Raw genomic sequence first — 15555 nt, forward strand, 5'->3', positions numbered from 1 at the left:
GACAAAGTGGCTGTGGCATTCTTCTATCTTTTCTCGGCGGTGCTGATCGCATCGGCTTTCGCGGTGATCGTCTCGCGCAATCCGGTTCATTCGGTGCTCTATCTCATCCTCGCCTTCGTCAATGGCGCGGGGCTTTTCCTGCTCGCCGGGGCCGAATTCCTCGCCATGATCCTCGTCGTCGTCTATGTCGGCGCGGTCGCTGTGTTGTTCCTCTTCGTGGTGATGATGCTGGACGTCGATTTCGCCGAGCTGCGCCAGGGCTTCAGCAAGCATTTGCCGGTCGGCGCGGCCGTCGGAGCCGTGGTGCTCGGCGAGCTCGGCCTCGTCGCGCTCGGCTGGCAGAGCGCGCCCGGCGCGAAAGAGGCCGCCGCGGCTCCGATCGTCGCCGGCGTGTCGAACACGGCGGCGCTCGGTCAGGTGCTCTACACCAAATATTTCCTCTTCTTCCAGGCTTCGGCGTTGGTGCTGCTCACCGCCATGATCGGCGCGATCGTGCTGACGCTGCATCATCGTCCCGGCGTCAAGCGGCAGAAGATCGAGGAGCAGAACGCGCGCACGCGCGACAATGTCATCGAGATCAAGAAAGTGCCCTCACGGGCAGGCGTCTGAGGGGATCGCAGCAATGGTCGTCGACCTCACCCATTATCTCGTCGTCTCGGCGATCGTGTTCACGCTCGGCGTCGCCGGCATCATCCTCAACCGCAAGAACATCATCATCATCTTGATGTCGGTGGAGCTGATCCTGCTGGCGGTGAACATCAACCTCGTGGCCTTCTCGGCCTCGCTCGGCGATCTGACCGGCCAGGTCTTCGCTCTGTTCATCCTCACGGTGGCGGCGGCGGAGGCGGCCATCGGCCTCGCCATTCTCGTCACCTATTTCCGCAACCGCGGCACGATCGCGGTCGAGGACATCAACTCTCTGAAGGGCTGAGCGCCGATGATCCAAGCAATCGTCTTTCTGCCGCTCATCGGCTTTCTCATCGCGGGCCTGTTCGGGCGGCGCATCGGCGCGCGCGCGTCCGAGCTCGTGACGACGACGCTGCTGTTCATCGCGGCCGGCTTCTCCTGGATCGTGTTCTTCGATGTGGCGCTCGGCCACGGCCACGCCAGCGCGCCAGTGCTCGCCAATTGGTTCACCTCGGGCAAGCTCAGCGTCGATTGGGCCTTGCGCGTCGACTCGCTGACCGCCGTGATGCTCGTCGTCGTGAACACCGTCTCGGCGCTCGTGCATTTCTATTCGATCGGCTATATGCACGAGGATCCGAGTCGTCCGCGCTTCTTCGCCTATCTGTCGCTCTTCACCTTCGCCATGCTCTCGCTGGTGACGGCCGATAATCTCGTGCAGATGTTCTTCGGCTGGGAGGGCGTCGGTCTCGCCTCCTACCTTCTCATCGGCTTCTGGTATCAGAAGCCGTCGGCCAATGCCGCGGCCATCAAGGCCTTCGTCGTCAACCGCGTCGGCGACTTCGGCTTCGCGCTCGGCATTTTCCTCGTCTTCCAGCTCACGCAATCCTTGAGCTTCGAGCAGGTGTTCGCCGCCGTTCCGGGCATCGCGGGCCATAAGATCCATGTGTTCGGCGCCGATTTCGACGCGTTGACGCTCGCGACCTTCCTGCTGTTCATCGGCGCGATGGGCAAATCCGCGCAATTCCTGCTGCACACCTGGCTGCCGGACGCGATGGAAGGCCCGACGCCGGTCTCCGCCCTCATCCATGCCGCGACAATGGTGACCGCCGGCGTGTTCATGGTCGCGCGCCTGTCGCCGATCTTCGAATATGCGCCGGACACGCTGGCTTTCGTCACGCTGATCGGCGCGATCACCGCCTTTTTCGCAGCGACGATCGGCCTCGTGCAGAACGACATAAAGCGCGTCATCGCCTATTCGACCTGCTCGCAGCTCGGCTATATGTTCGTGGCGGAAGGCGTCGGCGCCTATTCGCTCGGCGTGTTCCATCTCTTCACCCACGCCTTCTTCAAGGCGCTGCTGTTCCTGGGCGCCGGCTCGGTCATCCATGCGATGCATCACGAGCAGGACATGCGGAACATGGGCGGCCTGTGGAACAAGATTCCCTTCACCTTCGCCATGATGACGATCGGCACTCTGGCGCTGACCGGCGTCGGCATTCCGGGGACGGAGCTCGGCTTCGCCGGCTTCTTCTCCAAGGACGCCATCATCGAGGCGGCCTTCGCCGCCGGCGAGCATCGCAGCGTCGCTTATCTCGCCTTCATCTCCACGGTGGTCGCGGCGGGCCTCACCTCCTTCTATTCCTGGCGTCTCGTCTTCATGACCTTCTTCGGCAAGGCGAAGGAGTCTCATGCGGACGCTCGTGCCGCGCATGGCCATGACGATCACACGCATGCGGACGCTCACGCCCATGGTCATGACGATCATGCCCATGACGATCATGGCCACGGCCATCATGCGCCGCACGAGTCGCCGATCGTCATGCTGATCCCGCTCGCTGTTCTGGCGGTGGGAGCGGTGGCGGCGGGCGCCGTGTTCATGGGCGATTTCGCCGGCCATGGCTATGACGAGTTCTGGAAGGGCGCGCTCTATACCGGCCACGACAATCACATTCTCCACGCCATGCATGAGATCCCGCATTGGGTGTCCTATGCCGCGACGGTGATGATGATCCTCGGCTTCCTCGGCGCTTTCTTCGTCTATCAGCTGGCGCCGGGCACGGCGCAGAAGATCGCGCACGCCTTTCCGCGGCTCTACCGTTTCCTGCTCAACAAATGGTATTTCGACGAGCTCTATGACGCGATCTTCGTGCGTCCCGCCTTCGCGCTCGGTCGGCTGCTGTGGAAGGGCGGCGACGGCCGCATCATCGACGGGCTCGGCCCCGACGGCATTGCAGCGCGCGTCGTCGACGGCGCTCGCCTCGCGGTGAAGCTGCAGACCGGCTATGTCTATCACTACGCCTTCGCCATGCTGATCGGCGTCGCGGCGGTCGTCACCTGGTTCGTCGCAGGAGGTCTGCGCTGATGTTCGGCTTCGGCATTCTCACCGGCCTCACTTTTCTGCCGCTGGTCGGCGCGGCCTTCATCCTCACGCTGAAGGGCGAGAGCGAGGCGACGCTTCGCAACGCCAAATGGGCGGCGCTGCTGACGACGATCGTCGTCTTCCTGCTTTCGCTCGTCGTCTGGGGGCGTTTCGACACGGCGAGCGCGGCTTTCCAGCTCGTCGAGGAGAGGGCCTGGTTCGGCGCCGGCCTCACCTATAAAATGGGCGTGGACGGCTTCTCCATTCCCTTCGTGCTGCTGACGACCTTCCTGACGCCCTTCGCCATTCTCGCCTCTTGGGAGTCGGTGAAGTTTCGCTTGAAGGAATATCTCGTCGCCTTCCTCGTCCTCGAGACGCTGATGATCGGCGTGTTCTGCGCGCTCGATCTCGTGCTCTTCTATCTCTTCTTCGAGGGCGGCCTCATTCCGATGTTCCTCATCATCGGCATTTGGGGCGGCAAGCGGCGCGTCTATGCGAGCTTCAAATTCTTCCTCTATACGCTCGCCGGCTCGCTGCTGATGCTCATCGCCATTCTGGCGATCTATGGCAAAACGGGCACGACGGACATCGCCATTCTGCTCGAGACGAAATTCCCGCCGTCGATGCAGATCTGGCTGTGGCTCGCCTTCTTCGCCTCCTTCGCGGTTAAGATGCCCATGTGGCCGGTCCACACTTGGCTGCCGGACGCCCACGTCGAGGCGCCGACCGCGGGCTCGGTGATCCTCGCCGCCATTCTTCTGAAAATGGGCGGCTATGGCTTCATCCGCTTCTCTCTGCCCATGTTCCCAGACGCGTCGGCCTATTTCGCGCCGCTCGTCTATGCGCTGTCGGTAATCGCCGTCATCTACACCTCACTGGTCGCGTTGGTGCAGGAGGACATAAAGAAGCTCATCGCCTATTCGTCGATCGCGCATATGGGCTTCGTCACAATGGGCCTGTTCACCCTGACGACGCAGGGCGTGCAGGGCGCTATGTTCCTGATGATCTCGCATGGCTTCGTCTCCGGCGCGCTCTTCCTCTGCGTCGGCGTGATCTACGACCGCATGCACACGCGCGAGATCGCGGCCTATGGCGGCCTCGTCAATCGCATGCCGCTCTACGCCGTCACCTTCATGATCTTCACCATGGCGAATGTCGGCCTGCCGGGTACCTCCGGCTTCGTCGGCGAGTTTCTGACGCTCGCCGGGGCCTTCGTCGCCAATAGCTGGGTGGCGCTGTTCGCGACTTCGGGCGTCGTCCTGTCGGCGGCTTACGCGCTCTATCTCTATCGCCGCGTGGTCTTCGGCGCGCTCGAGAAGCCGTCGCTGCAGACGATCAGCGACCTCTCGGCGCGAGAGCTCGTCCTCTTCGTGCCGCTGATCGCGCTCACCCTCTATTACGGCGTGCGGCCGGGGCCGATCCTCGAGGCGTCCGCGGCTTCCGTCGCCAATCTTCTGCAATCTCACACGGCCCTGGCCAATGCGGCGCATGTCGTCGCCCAGGCCGCTCAATGATCGGTCGCTGACGATGTCGTTCTCAACCGCCCTTGCGCATCACTTCCTGCCGGAAACCATCCTCGCCCTCGGCGTATTGGCGCTGATTCTCATCGGCGCCTGGCGCGGGACGCGCGCCTTCGGCCTCGTCAACGAACTCGCGGCGGGGCTGCTCGGCCTCGCCATTCTGGCGCTGTTCTTCGGCCAGACGTCGGAAGCCTCGCTCTTCGAGGGCGCCTTCGTCGACGACGCTTTCGCGCGCTTCGTCAAAGTGCTGACGCTGGTCGGCTCGCTCGTCACCGTACTGATGTCGCGGGACTATCTGCAGCGCGCCAAGCTCGGCAATTTCGAGTTTCCGGTGCTGGTTGTGCTGTCGACGATCGGCATGCTGCTGCTCGTCTCGGCGGATAATCTCATCGCGCTCTATCTCGGCATAGAGCTGATGTCGCTCGCGCTCTATGTCGCCGCCGCCTTCGATCGCGACGACGCCCGCGCCTCGGAAGCCGGCCTCAAATATTTCGTGCTCGGCGCGCTTTCCTCGGGAATGCTGCTCTATGGCGCCTCGCTGCTCTACGGCTTCTCGGGGACGATCTCCTTCGACGGCATCGCCAAGGCGATCACTGGCGCGCCGCCGCTCGGCGTGATTTTCGGCCTCGTTTTCGTGCTGGCCGGCCTCGCCTTCAAAATGTCGGCAGCGCCTTTCCATATGTGGACGCCGGACGTCTATGAGGGCGCGCCGACGCCGGTCACCGCCTTTTTCGCCTCGGCGCCGAAGATGGCCGCCGTGGCGATCACCACGCGCATCGTCTTCACGGCCTTTCCGGGCATTGTCGGGCAGTGGCAGCAGATCGTGATCTTCCTCGCCATCGCCTCCATGCTGCTCGGCTCCTTTGCGGCGATCGGCCAGACCAGCATCAAGCGCCTGATGGCCTATTCCTCGATCGGCCATATGGGCTTCGCTCTAGTCGGCCTCGCCGCCGGCAATGAGGCGGGCGTGCGCGGCGTCGCGATCTATCTCGCCATCTATCTGGTGATGACGCTCGGCGCCTTCGCCGCCATTCTGCAGATGCGCGTCGAGGGTCGTCCGGTCGAGAAGATCAGCGATCTCTCGGGCCTCTCCCGCAATAATGGCACGGCGGCCTTCTTCCTCGCCATGCTGATGTTCTCGCTCGCGGGCGTGCCGCCGCTCGCCGGCTTCTTCGCGAAATATTACGTGCTGCTGGCGGCGGTGGACGCCGGGCTCTATCCGCTCGCCATCATCGGCGTGCTGGCGAGCGCGATCTCCGCCTTCTATTATTTGCGTGTCGTCAAGGTGATCTATTTCGACGAGCCGGCGCCGGCTTTCGATCAATCGCCTCTGTCGCTGCGCGCCGTGCTGGCGGTGTCGACCGTGTTCCTGCTCGGCTTCTGGCTCTATCCGGCTCCCGTGGTCGAGGCCGCGACGGCCGCCGCCAAGTCGCTGTTCTGAGCCCGATGGAGGGCGCGAGGCTCGGCGACCGCGCGCTCTCGCGCGGAGTTCGTCTCGAGATTTACAGCGAAATCGACTCGACCAACGACGAAGCCAAGCGTCGCGGCGAGGCGGGCGACGCCGGTCCCTTGTGGATCGTCGCCGCGCGCCAGACCAAGGGGCGCGGCCGCCTCGGCCGCAGCTGGAGCTCACTGACCGGAAATCTCCATGCGAGCCTGCTCGTCTCCGGCTTTGGGCCGGCGGCGCTCGCGCCGCAGCTCGGCTTTGCGGCTGGCCTCGCGACGATCGGCGCATTGATCGAGGCGACCGGCGCGGTCGATCGGCTCGCGTTGAAATGGCCGAATGATGTGCTGCTGGACGGCGAGAAGCTGGCGGGCGTTCTTCTCGAGGGCGTTCAGCCAGCGGGGCAGGGCGCGCCCTTCGGCTGCGTCATCGGCATAGGGGTCAATTGCGTCGCCTCGCCCGCCGATCTGCCCTATCCGGCGAGCGATTTGTCGCGATTGGGCGGTCCTTCGGCCGGCGCGCTGTTTGCTTTGCTCTCCGACAAAATGGAGGAGACGCTGGCCCTCTGGGCGGGCGGCTCCGGCTTCGCGGCGCTTCGCGAGCGCTGGCTCGGCCATGCGGCGGGATTGGGCGGGGAGATCGAGGCGCGTCTTCCACGCGAGACGGTGTCGGGCCTTTTCGAGACCATAGACGCCGACGGGCGCCTGATTATTTCGACCCGCAGCGGCCGTCGCGCCATAGAAGCGGGAGACATCTTCTTGCCGGCCCTCGCGGCGGCCCGGCCCGAGCCGGAGCGTGGCCGATGAATGAGGAAGTGAGCGAATTCGTCTTTGCGCCTTTGGGCGGTCTCGGCGAGATCGGCATGAACGCCGCTCTCTACGGGTTCGGCCCGCCGAAGACCCGCAAATGGCTGATGGTCGATTGCGGCCTCGCCTTTCCGGGGCCGGAACTGCCGGGCGTCGATCTCTTGATGCCGGACGTCACTTTCGTGGAAAAGATCCGCCGCGATCTGGTCGGGCTGGTAATCACCCACGCCCATGAGGACCACATCGGGGCGCTCTCCTTCCTCTGGCCCAAACTCGGCTGCACGGTCTATGCTACTCGTTTCGCCGCGAGCCTTTTGGAGGCGCGGCGTCTGCAGGAGGCGGGCTCGCCTAATATAGAGGTCGTCACTGTGGCGACGGGCCAGCGCCTCGACATTGGTCCTTTCGATGTCGAATTCGTCGCCGTGGCGCATTCCATTCCGGAAGCCAATGCGCTGGCGATCCGCACGCCGGTCGGGCTCGCCATTCACACCGGCGACTGGAAGATCGACCCGGAGCCGGGCGTCGGCCACCGCATCGACGCGGCGCGTTTCCGGGCGCTCGGCGATGAAGGCGTCGACGCGCTCATCTGCGATTCGACCAATATTCTGCGCGAGGGCGACAGCTTCTCCGAGAGCGATGTGGCGCAGACGCTGCGCAAGCTCATCGGCGACGCCAAGGAGCGCGTGCTGGTGACGACCTTCGCCTCCAATGTCGCGCGCATCCGCGCCGTGGCGGAGGCGGCGCAGGCGGCCGGGCGCAGCGTCGTCGTCGCCGGCCGCGCCATGGAGCGCGTCATTCAGGTCTCGCGCGAATGCGGCTTTCTCGACGGACTGCCGCCGTTTCTCTCGCTCGACATGTTCACGGCCCTGCCGCGCGACAAAATCGTCGTGCTGGCGACGGGCAGTCAGGGCGAGCCGCGTGCGGCCATGGCGCGCGTCGCCGAGAAGGAGCATCCGGTCATCAAGCTCGTCTCCGGCGATACGGTCATCTTCTCCTCGCGCGCCATACCGGGCAACACGCGCGAGGTGCATCGCGTCGTCAACAAGCTCTGCGACCAGGGCGTCGAGGTCATCACCGATCACGACCATCTCGTCCATTGCTCCGGCCATCCGCGTCGCGGCGAGGTCGCGCAGCTCTATGATTGGGTGCGGCCGCGCATATCGGTGCCGGCGCATGGCGAGGGGCATCATCTCTCCGTCCATGCTGCTTTCGCCAAGGCGCGCGGGGTGGAGCGCACCATCGGCGCCCGCAATGGCGACATTGTGCGTCTGTTTCCGGGGGAGCCCGGCGTGGTCGCCAAGGCGCCGACGGGGCGCCTGCTGAAGGACGGCGACGTGCTCGTCTCGGAGGATGACGGCGCCGTGCGCGAGCGCGCGCGTCTGAGCTTCTCCGGCGTGGTGTCGCTGGCGCTCGCCATCGACAAGCGCGGCGATCTCGTCGGCGATCCGGATGTTCTGATCTCCGGCCTACCGAAGAAGGGGCGCGACGGCGCGGACATGGGCGAGGTGGTGGACGACGCCATCTTCCGCACCTTCGACAATCTGCCACGGCAGAAACGGCGGGATTTCGACGCCGCCGCGACGGCGGTCGAGCGCGCCGTGCGGGCCAGCGTCAATGCGGTGTGGGGCAAGAAACCGCAAGTGCATGTATTGATCATCGAGGCGTGATGACGCATTTAGGTCCCTGGAGAAATTTCAGGGAAACGTCATGATCGGACGCTTGAATCATGTGGCCATCGCCGTCTCGGACCTCGCGGCGGCGACGGCGACATATAAAAATACGCTCGGCGCAAAGGTCTCCGAGCCGGAGTCTCTTCCCGAGCACGGCGTCACGGTCGTCTTCGTCGAGCTGCCCAACACCAAGATCGAGCTGCTGCAGCCGCTCGGCGAAGCGTCGCCGATCGCCGGCTTCGTCGCCAAAAATCCGGCCGGCGGCATTCATCATCTCTGCTATGAGGTGGATGATATTCTGAAGGCGCGCGACCAGCTGAAAGCCTCCGGCGCGCGCGTGCTGGGCGATGGCGAGCCGAAGATCGGCGCCCATGGCAAGCCGGTGCTCTTCCTGCATCCGAAGGATTTCAACGGGGCCTTGGTCGAGCTCGAGCAGGCCTGAACGAGCGAGGGCCGAAAGGCCCGGCGCGAGGTCGAGGAGCGCGGATTTTGCCATTTACGACGCCGCTCGCCGTAGCGATCTACCTCACGATATGGTGGATCGTGCTGTTCGCGATCCTTCCTTTCGGCATCCGCTCCTCGGAAGAGGAGGACGACACGCCGACGGGAGGGGATCCGGGCGCGCCCGTGGCTCCCAAGCTGTGGATCAAGGCTGTCGTGACGACGATCGTCTCGGCGATCTTGTTCTGGCTCTTCGTGCTCTATGTGAAATGGATGGCCTGAAGAGCGATCCGCTCGAGCCGGGGTTGACCGGCCCCTCGCCAACAGGTAGGGGTCGAGCCGCGGGGTGACGACGAACCGCGCGGGCGCGCCCCGCGGCTCGAAGCGAAATTCCAGCGAGCGCGTAGCTCAGTCGGTAGAGCATCTGACTTTTAATCAGAGGGTCATGGGTTCGAGTCCCATCGCGCTCACCACAATAGCAAAGACATAGAGATCCGCCCCGCTGGGGCGTCGCCCCGACTCTCGGTTCGCTGGCGCAGACGGCGCTCGGCCTCATCGTCATTTGGAGCGCAGGACTTCGCGATCTGCTGGAATTCGCCGGCGTCACGCTGAGTCTTTCGGCAGGAGCTGTCGTCATCGGCTGGTTTCGACAAGAAATGCGCCATGGCCTCGCGCCCGGGAAGCTTCCCGAGCTATGCGCCGCCATCGTGTTTCTGACGACGACGACAGGCATCATGGTCTCCGCTCTGATCATGCGGCCGGCCTCGGCGATTGCCGCCGCCATGCTGATCGGCGTCGGCCTTTTGGCTTACGCGCTGAGCCGCCCGAGGACGGCGAATTAGCCTGGGCGTGTTCTTCGCTGCGGTGGAGACGACAGGAGGCGGGGGGCGTTGCGCGTCATGGCGGGAGGTGTTAGAACAAAAAAAGAACATCGCGTGAATTGTGGACAAGGCGGCGGAACGCCTTCGCGCTCGCGCGTTTCGGACTAAGGTGCCGCGAGCATCATCAAGGCGGAGAGGGTCATGGCGGGCAGCGTCAACAAGGTCATATTGGTCGGCAATCTCGGGCGTGACCCTGAAGTGCGCACGCTGCCCTCGGGCGACCGCGTCGTCTCTTTCTCCGTGGCGACGACGGAATCCTGGCGCGACCGCAACACAGGCGAGCGCAAGGACCGCACGGAGTGGCACAATGTGTCTATCTTCAACGAGAATTTGGGGAAGATCGCCGAGCAATATTGCCGCAAGGGCTCCAAGATCTATCTCGAGGGCCAGCTGCAAACGCGCGAATATCAGGACAAGGACGGCATTCAGCGCCGCGCGACCGACGTGGTGCTGCAGCGTTTCCGCGGCGAGCTGACTCTGCTCGACAGCAAGGGCGGCGGCCGCGGCGAGGACGAGGGTGGCGGCGGCGGCTATCAGTCGAGCGGCGGCGGCTCCAGCTTCGGCCGCTCCTCGCCGATGGAGCGCGTGCCCGCCGAGCGCTCTCCGGCGCCGGCCGGCGGCGGTGGGCGTCTGTCGGATCAGCTTGACGACGATATTCCGTTCTGAGTCCGGAGGGAGATCGCGAGCCCTCGATGAAGGGCGGATCTGCTCCCTCTCCCGCGAAGCAGGGGAGGGGGCGCTCGAAATCTCTATGAGCTCCGCGAGCGCAGCCCATTCGTCCGGAATTCCCGCGACTGCGGCCGCGCGCTCTTCTGGCCTATGCGGCGGCCTTCGCCGGCCTTGCCTGTTCCCACCGGTTGCCAGCCCGGCACGAGATGATGCTTGCCGGGGCCGATGAGATCGGCGCGGCCCATGGCTTTCAGCGCCTCGCGCAGCACCGGCCAATTCTCGGGATCGTGATAGCGCAGAAAGGCCTTGTGCAGGCGGCGCTGGCGCAGGCCCTTCACGGCGTCGACCTTCTCCGACGCGCCGCGGCGCACCGGCTTCAGCGGATTGAAGCCCGAATGATACATGGCCGTCGACAGCGCCATGGGCGACGGCAGATAGGTCTGCACCTGATCGGCGCGATAGCCGTTCTTCTTCAGCCATAGCGCCAAATTCATCATGTCTTCGTCGCTGGTGCCCGGATGCGCGGCGATGAAATAGGGGATGAGGAAATATTGCTTCTTGGCCGCCTGCGCCGCCGCGTCGAACAGACGCTTGAAGCGGTCGTAGGAGCCAATGCCCGGCTTCATCATCTTGGAGAGCGGGCCGCTCTCCGTATGTTCGGGCGCGATTTTGAGATAGCCGCCGACATGATGCTCGACCAGTTCGCGCACATAGGCCGGGCTCTTCACCGCGAGATCATAGCGCACGCCCGAGGCTACCATCACTTTCTTGACGCCGGGAAGCGCGCGCGCCTTGCGATAGAGCTGGATCAGCGCGTCGTGGCTCGTCTCGAGATTCTTGCAAATATCCGGATAGACGCAGGAGGGCCGCCGGCACAGCGCCTCGGTCTCGCGATCCTTGCAGGCGAGGCGATACATATTCGCCGTCGGCCCGCCAATGTCGGAGATGATGCCGGTGAAACCTTCGGTCTGGTCGCGGATCGTCTCGATCTCTTTGAGGATCGATCCTTCCGAGCGCGATTGGATGATGCGTCCCTCATGCTCGGTGATGGAGCAGAAGGAGCAGCCGCCGAAGCAGCCGCGCATGATCGTCACCGAATGACGGATCATCTCCCATGCAGGGATAGGCTGCGTGTAGGAGGGATGCGGCGCGCGCGCAAAGGGCAGATCATAGACGCCGTCCATCTCCGCCATGGTCAGCGGAATGGGCGGCGCGGTGAGCCAAATATCGCGCGTTCCATGACGCTGCGTCAGCGGCCGCGCATTGCCCGGATTGCTCTCTCGATGCAGCACGCGCGAGGCGCGGGCGTAGGATTCGGGGTCATTGGCGACCTGCTCGAAAGCGGGCAGGCGAATGACGACAGTCTCGCTCTGCGCATCCTTGCGGATGCGGCCTTCGTCGGGCTCGTCAATGTCCTCGGCCGAGGCCTCGAGCCAGCCTTCGGACGTGGCGTCGCGCGTGAAGGCGACGCCGCGGATATCGGAGAAATCCTGCGCCATGCCACGCTTGGCGATGCGATGCGCAACCTCGACCAGTGCGCGCTCGGCATTGCCATAAAGCAGCAAATCGGCCTTGGCGTCGAAGAGGATGGAGCGGCGGACCTTGTCGGACCAATAGTCGTAATGGGCGATGCGCCGCAGCGAGGCCTCTATGCCGCCGAGCAATATTGGCGCATCGGGAAAAGCCTCGCGGCAGCGCTGGGCGTAGACGATGACGGCGCGATCCGGCCTTTTGCCGCCTTCGCCGCCGGGCGTGTAGGAATCATTGTGCCGCAGCCGCCGGTCGGAGGTGTAGCGGTTCACCATCGAATCCATGTTGCCGCTGGTGACGCCGAAGAAGAGATTGGGCTTGCCGAGCGCGCGGAAGGCGGAAGCGTCGCGCCAATCCGGCTGGGCGATGATGCCGACGCGAAAGCCCTGCGCCTCGAGCAGGCGGCCGATGATGGCCATGCCGAAGCTCGGATGGTCGATATAGGCGTCGCCCGTGACGAGGACGATGTCGCAGCTGTCCCAGCCGAGCGTCTCCATTTCGGCGCGCGACATGGGCAGAAAAGGCGCGACGCCGAAGCGATGCGCCCAATGTTTGCGATAGGAGAACAGCGGCTTGGCCGCGCCTCGATTTTCGGCGGCTTTCGTCATGGTCTCGTGAATATCATGGAAGGCGGGCCGGATGCGAGGAGTCTGACACCCCGGCCCTCGCTACACGATCTTCGCGAAGGCCGCGGCGCCGGCCTTGCCCGGCGGCTCGCGCTCGACCTGCGGCGCGCGCAGCGCCTCGGCGAGGGCGCCTTGCGGATCGGCGGCGCCTTCGAAGATCGCCTCGACGCATTTGACGCAGAGCGTCACCTTCGCATCGGCTAGGCGGTAGAAGACCTGCTTGGCGGCGCGGCGCGTCTCCACCAGCTCGGCGCGGCGCAGCTCGGCGAGCTGCTGGCTCAGAGCCGGCTGCTGAATCGCCGTCGCGGCTTCGATCTCGCCGACCGTGTGCTCGCCGGCGAGGAGATAGGACAGGATCATCAGCCGCTGCGGCTGCGCGAAAATCTTCAGCCTTTCGGCGGCCTCATTGGCGCGCTCGCGCGATTGGTAGAGTGCAGTCATTTGGAGTGTGGTCATTTGCCTGAATCTTTGCAAGTCCGATAGAACCAGCTGTCGGTCGCGCCGGGCGCGAGCGCCTCTTGCGCGGCGCTGGTCGGCGGCAGCAGAAGATCGCCGCCGGGCGTCCAGCCCTCCGGCGTCATCACCTCGCCGGAGGCGGCCTTCTTCAGCGCCGTGACGAGGCGCAGCATCTCCTCCACCGAACGCCCGACCGTCAGCGGATACCAAGTGAGCGCCCGCACGATTCCTTCCGGGTCGATGTAATAGGTCGCGCGCATCGCCGAGGAATCTCGGGCGGTCTCGTCCAACATTCCATAGGCGCGACCAATGGTCATGGTCGGGTCCTCGACGATGGGGAAGGGGACGGCGACGCCGAAAAGGTCGCGGATCGCCCGCACCCAGGCGAGATGCGAATAGAGGCTGTCGACCGAGAGCCCCAGCAGCGCGCAGCCCACCTCCTCGAATCGCGGCGCGGCGCGCGCCAGCGCCACGAATTCGCTGGTGCAGACCGGCGTGAAATCCGCCGGATGCGAGAAGAAGATCAGCCAGCGGCCGCGGAACTGATCGAGACGAATGTCGCCGCCGGTGGAGCGCGCCTGAAAAACCGGCGCGAGATCGCCGACGCGCAGCGCCCGCGCGGCCGTCGTCGGAGCCGGAATCGGTTCTTTTTCCATGGCTTTCAAATGCCTCCATTCCTCGCTTGACACAAGCAGACTATATAATTACATAAATAATGTAATCATGAAATTAAAGGGGAGGTTGCCATGATGGATGCAGCGCTCGAGCGGGCCGGGGAACAGATCCTCGCCGCCGCGAAACGGCCGTCGGTCCAGGTCGAGACCTTCTTCGACGAGCCGACCTTCACAGCGTCTCACGTCGTCTACGATCCAGCGACCCGCCATGCGGCGATCGTCGACAGCGTGCTGAATTTCGATGCGGCGTCCGGCCGCACCTCGACCAAGGGCGCAGATGAGATCATCGCTTACGTGAATCGTGAAAGTCTGATGATCGACTGGCTGCTGGAAACCCACGCCCATGCCGATCATCTCTCGGCGGCGCCTTATCTCCAGACCAAGCTCGGCGGCAAGCTCGCGATCGGCCGCGAGATCACTACGGTTCAGAACGTATTCGGCAAGGTCTTCAACTTCGGGACGGAGTTCGCCCGCGACGGCTCGCAATTCGATCATCTGTTCGACGATGGCGAGAGTTTCGCGATCGGCGAGATTCCTGCGATCACGCTGCATGTGCCCGGTCATACGCCGGCCGATGTCGCCTATGTGATCGGCGATGCGGCCTTTGTCGGCGACACGCTTTTCATGCCCGACTATGGCACGGCGCGCGCCGATTTTCCGGGCGGCGACGCCCGCGCGCTCTATCGCTCGATCCGTCGGCTGATGGCGCTGCCGGACGAGACGCGGCTGTTCCTCTGCCACGACTATAAGGCGCCGAACCGCGACACATACGCATGGGAGACGACGGTCGGCGCCGAGCGCAAGGGCAATGTCCATGTGCATGATGGAATCGGCGAGGACGAATTCGTCGAGATGCGCACGCATCGCGACGCGACCTTGGACCTGCCGCATCTGATCCTGCCCTCCGTGCAGGTGAATGTGCGCGGCGGTCGTCTGCCGCCGCCGGAGGACAATGGCGCGCGCTATCTCAAGCTCCCCTTGGACGTGTTCTGATGACGCTTCTCTCCTCGATGACGCAGGGTCTCGCCGGCGGGCTGATGATCGGCGCGAGCGCGTCGATCATGCTGCTCGCAGCCGGGCGCATCGCCGGCGTTAGCGGTCTCTTCGCCCGCACGATCGGCCTCACCAAGGCCTGCGGGCCGGATGGTCTGGCCGCGGGCTTCGTCGTCGGCCTGCCGCTCGGCGCGGGGGCGCTCGTTCTTCTCACGGGGCCGATCGAGATGCGCTTTCCGCCGCTGGCGATGTTGCTGATCGGCGGGCTGCTCGTCGGCTATGGCGCGCGGCTCGGCTCCGGCTGCACCAGCGGCCATGGCGTCTGCGGCCTGTCGCGCCTCTCCAAACGCTCGCTCGTCGCGACGGGAGTGTTCATGAGCGTCGCGGCGGCGACGGTGGCGGCGATGAATGCGGCGGGGCTCGCATGGTGAAAAGCTCCACTCTCCTCGGCCTTCTCAGCGGCGCGATCTTCGGCCTCGGCCTCGCCGTTTCCGGCATGGCCGATCCGGCGCGCGTGCGCGGCTTTCTCGATGTCTTCGGCGCTTTCGATCCGACGCTCGCTTTCGTCATGATCGGCGCGCTCGCGCCAATGGCGATCGCTTGGCGCGTCATGCGCCGGCTGGAGCGCCCGCTCGCCGCCGAGAGCTTCGATCTGCCGCCGACCTCGCCGATCGACGTGCGCCTCGTTTCGGGCGCGGCGATCTTCGGTCTCGGATGGGGCGTCGCCGGCCTTTGTCCCGGTCCTGCGCTCGCCGATCTCGCCCTCGCGCCGCTCGCTGTCGCGCCCTTCGTCGCGGCCATGGCGCTCGGAATGGTTCTGCAGCGCCTCACCGCGCAGAAAATGTGAAAGCCCGAGCGC

General features: G+C 64.8%; 17 protein-coding genes and 1 tRNA gene. 15 read left to right on the forward strand and 3 right to left on the reverse strand.

All coding sequences use genetic code 11. From position 1 onward, the window contains the following. Positions 1 to 6: 6 nt before the first annotated feature. The 12 genes from C5689_RS10550 to ssb all read left to right on the forward strand — a co-directional run bounded on the left by C5689_RS10550 (position 7) and on the right by ssb (position 10414). Entirely contained in the window at positions 7 to 609 is a 603-nt protein-coding gene (locus C5689_RS10550; protein WP_108917241.1) for an NADH-quinone oxidoreductase subunit J, read from the forward strand. A gap of 13 nt (positions 610 to 622) precedes the next feature. Continuing rightward, the gene (gene nuoK, locus C5689_RS10555; RefSeq protein ID WP_018265958.1) at positions 623 to 931 is read left to right on the forward strand and encodes an NADH-quinone oxidoreductase subunit NuoK; all 309 of its coding nucleotides are present in this window, start codon (positions 623 to 625) and stop codon (positions 929 to 931) included. Positions 932 to 937: 6 nt separating this feature from the next. Further along, positions 938 to 2989 carry an NADH-quinone oxidoreductase subunit L gene (gene nuoL, locus C5689_RS10560; protein WP_108917242.1) on the forward strand — a complete coding sequence of 684 codons (2052 nt, stop codon included), beginning with the start codon at positions 938 to 940 and terminating at the stop codon, positions 2987 to 2989. Next, positions 2989 to 4500 carry an NADH-quinone oxidoreductase subunit M gene (locus C5689_RS10565; protein ID WP_108917243.1) on the forward strand — a complete coding sequence of 504 codons (1512 nt, stop codon included), beginning with the start codon at positions 2989 to 2991 and terminating at the stop codon, positions 4498 to 4500. Before nuoL ends, C5689_RS10565 begins: the two co-directional genes overlap by 1 nt. Positions 4501 to 4513: 13 nt before the next feature. Further along, positions 4514 to 5947, forward strand: a complete 1434-nt coding sequence (gene nuoN, locus C5689_RS10570; protein WP_108917295.1) for an NADH-quinone oxidoreductase subunit NuoN — start codon at positions 4514 to 4516, stop codon at positions 5945 to 5947. Positions 5948 to 5952: 5 nt separating this feature from the next. After that, the gene (locus C5689_RS10575; protein ID WP_108917244.1) at positions 5953 to 6756 is read left to right on the forward strand and encodes a biotin--[acetyl-CoA-carboxylase] ligase; all 804 of its coding nucleotides are present in this window, start codon (positions 5953 to 5955) and stop codon (positions 6754 to 6756) included. Further along, a complete protein-coding gene (locus C5689_RS10580; RefSeq protein ID WP_108917245.1) occupies positions 6753 to 8423 on the forward strand; it encodes a ribonuclease J in 1671 nt (556 codons plus the stop codon). Before C5689_RS10575 ends, C5689_RS10580 begins: the two co-directional genes overlap by 4 nt. Before the next feature lie 40 nt (positions 8424 to 8463). Then, positions 8464 to 8868 carry a methylmalonyl-CoA epimerase gene (gene mce, locus C5689_RS10585; protein WP_108917246.1) on the forward strand — a complete coding sequence of 135 codons (405 nt, stop codon included), beginning with the start codon at positions 8464 to 8466 and terminating at the stop codon, positions 8866 to 8868. Positions 8869 to 8915: 47 nt separating this feature from the next. Beyond that, positions 8916 to 9149: a DUF1467 family protein gene (locus C5689_RS10590; protein ID WP_108917247.1), complete on the forward strand. Its 234-nt coding sequence runs from the start codon at positions 8916 to 8918 to the stop codon at positions 9147 to 9149. Positions 9150 to 9264: 115 nt separating this feature from the next. After that, positions 9265 to 9340: transfer RNA gene (locus C5689_RS10595), tRNA-Lys, on the forward strand. A gap of 183 nt (positions 9341 to 9523) precedes the next feature. Continuing rightward, entirely contained in the window at positions 9524 to 9709 is a 186-nt protein-coding gene (locus C5689_RS10600) for a hypothetical protein (RefSeq protein WP_108917248.1), read from the forward strand. 180 nt (positions 9710 to 9889) lie between these two features. Then, positions 9890 to 10414 carry a single-stranded DNA-binding protein gene (gene ssb / locus C5689_RS10605; protein ID WP_108917249.1) on the forward strand — a complete coding sequence of 175 codons (525 nt, stop codon included), beginning with the start codon at positions 9890 to 9892 and terminating at the stop codon, positions 10412 to 10414. 83 nt (positions 10415 to 10497) lie between these two features. On the opposite strand, the gene C5689_RS10610 is transcribed toward ssb, so the two are convergent. From C5689_RS10610 to C5689_RS10620, 3 genes are read right to left on the reverse strand one after another with little or no spacing between them, the layout of a single operon-like run. Beyond that, complete coding sequence (locus C5689_RS10610) at positions 10498 to 12555, reverse strand: YgiQ family radical SAM protein (protein WP_108917250.1); 2058 nt, start codon at positions 12553 to 12555, stop codon at positions 10498 to 10500. Between the two features lie 60 nt (positions 12556 to 12615). After that, complete coding sequence (locus tag C5689_RS10615; protein ID WP_425293399.1) at positions 12616 to 13029, reverse strand: ArsR/SmtB family transcription factor; 414 nt, start codon at positions 13027 to 13029, stop codon at positions 12616 to 12618. Beyond that, a complete protein-coding gene (locus tag C5689_RS10620) occupies positions 13026 to 13685 on the reverse strand; it encodes a peroxiredoxin (protein ID WP_108917251.1) in 660 nt (219 codons plus the stop codon). Before C5689_RS10620 ends, C5689_RS10615 begins: the two co-directional genes overlap by 4 nt. Before the next feature lie 90 nt (positions 13686 to 13775). Here C5689_RS10620 and C5689_RS10625 point away from each other — a divergent pair, with 90 nt between their 5' ends. Genes C5689_RS10625 through C5689_RS10635 form a run of 3 tightly spaced genes read left to right on the forward strand, consistent with a single transcriptional unit; the run spans position 13776 to position 15543 of the window. Then, positions 13776 to 14696 carry an MBL fold metallo-hydrolase gene (locus tag C5689_RS10625; RefSeq protein WP_108917252.1) on the forward strand — a complete coding sequence of 307 codons (921 nt, stop codon included), beginning with the start codon at positions 13776 to 13778 and terminating at the stop codon, positions 14694 to 14696. Next, the gene (locus tag C5689_RS10630; protein WP_108917253.1) at positions 14696 to 15127 is read left to right on the forward strand and encodes a YeeE/YedE family protein; all 432 of its coding nucleotides are present in this window, start codon (positions 14696 to 14698) and stop codon (positions 15125 to 15127) included. The genes C5689_RS10625 and C5689_RS10630 overlap by 1 nt, the downstream gene beginning before the upstream one ends. Continuing rightward, positions 15121 to 15543, forward strand: coding sequence for a DUF6691 family protein (locus C5689_RS10635; protein ID WP_108917254.1), 423 nt, complete (start codon positions 15121 to 15123; stop codon positions 15541 to 15543). Before C5689_RS10630 ends, C5689_RS10635 begins: the two co-directional genes overlap by 7 nt. The last annotated feature ends 12 nt before the right edge of the window (positions 15544 to 15555 follow it).

It is taken from the genome of Methylosinus sporium (assembly GCF_003113265.1).
Lineage (GTDB): Bacteria > Pseudomonadota > Alphaproteobacteria > Rhizobiales > Beijerinckiaceae > Methylosinus > Methylosinus sporium.

What these genes read in the sequence shown, in the direction of transcription:
- C5689_RS10615 (WP_425293399.1), bottom strand. Translation starts at nt 13,029, where the DNA reads ATGACCACACTCCAAATGACTGCACTCTACCAATCGCGCGAGCGCGCC.
- mce (WP_108917246.1), top strand. Translation starts at nt 8,464, where the DNA reads ATGATCGGACGCTTGAATCATGTGGCCATCGCCGTCTCGGACCTCGCG.
- C5689_RS10625 (WP_108917252.1), top strand. Translation starts at nt 13,776, where the DNA reads ATGATGGATGCAGCGCTCGAGCGGGCCGGGGAACAGATCCTCGCCGCC.
- C5689_RS10620 (WP_108917251.1), bottom strand. Translation starts at nt 13,685, where the DNA reads ATGGAAAAAGAACCGATTCCGGCTCCGACGACGGCCGCGCGGGCGCTG.
- C5689_RS10575 (WP_108917244.1), top strand. Translation starts at nt 5,953, where the DNA reads ATGGAGGGCGCGAGGCTCGGCGACCGCGCGCTCTCGCGCGGAGTTCGT.
- C5689_RS10630 (WP_108917253.1), top strand. Translation starts at nt 14,696, where the DNA reads ATGACGCTTCTCTCCTCGATGACGCAGGGTCTCGCCGGCGGGCTGATG.
- C5689_RS10610 (WP_108917250.1), bottom strand. Translation starts at nt 12,555, where the DNA reads ATGACGAAAGCCGCCGAAAATCGAGGCGCGGCCAAGCCGCTGTTCTCC.
- C5689_RS10600 (WP_108917248.1), top strand. Translation starts at nt 9,524, where the DNA reads ATGCGCCATGGCCTCGCGCCCGGGAAGCTTCCCGAGCTATGCGCCGCC.
- nuoL (WP_108917242.1), top strand. Translation starts at nt 938, where the DNA reads ATGATCCAAGCAATCGTCTTTCTGCCGCTCATCGGCTTTCTCATCGCG.
- ssb (WP_108917249.1), top strand. Translation starts at nt 9,890, where the DNA reads ATGGCGGGCAGCGTCAACAAGGTCATATTGGTCGGCAATCTCGGGCGT.
- nuoN (WP_108917295.1), top strand. Translation starts at nt 4,514, where the DNA reads ATGTCGTTCTCAACCGCCCTTGCGCATCACTTCCTGCCGGAAACCATC.
- C5689_RS10565 (WP_108917243.1), top strand. Translation starts at nt 2,989, where the DNA reads ATGTTCGGCTTCGGCATTCTCACCGGCCTCACTTTTCTGCCGCTGGTC.
- C5689_RS10580 (WP_108917245.1), top strand. Translation starts at nt 6,753, where the DNA reads ATGAATGAGGAAGTGAGCGAATTCGTCTTTGCGCCTTTGGGCGGTCTC.
- C5689_RS10635 (WP_108917254.1), top strand. Translation starts at nt 15,121, where the DNA reads ATGGTGAAAAGCTCCACTCTCCTCGGCCTTCTCAGCGGCGCGATCTTC.
- nuoK (WP_018265958.1), top strand. Translation starts at nt 623, where the DNA reads ATGGTCGTCGACCTCACCCATTATCTCGTCGTCTCGGCGATCGTGTTC.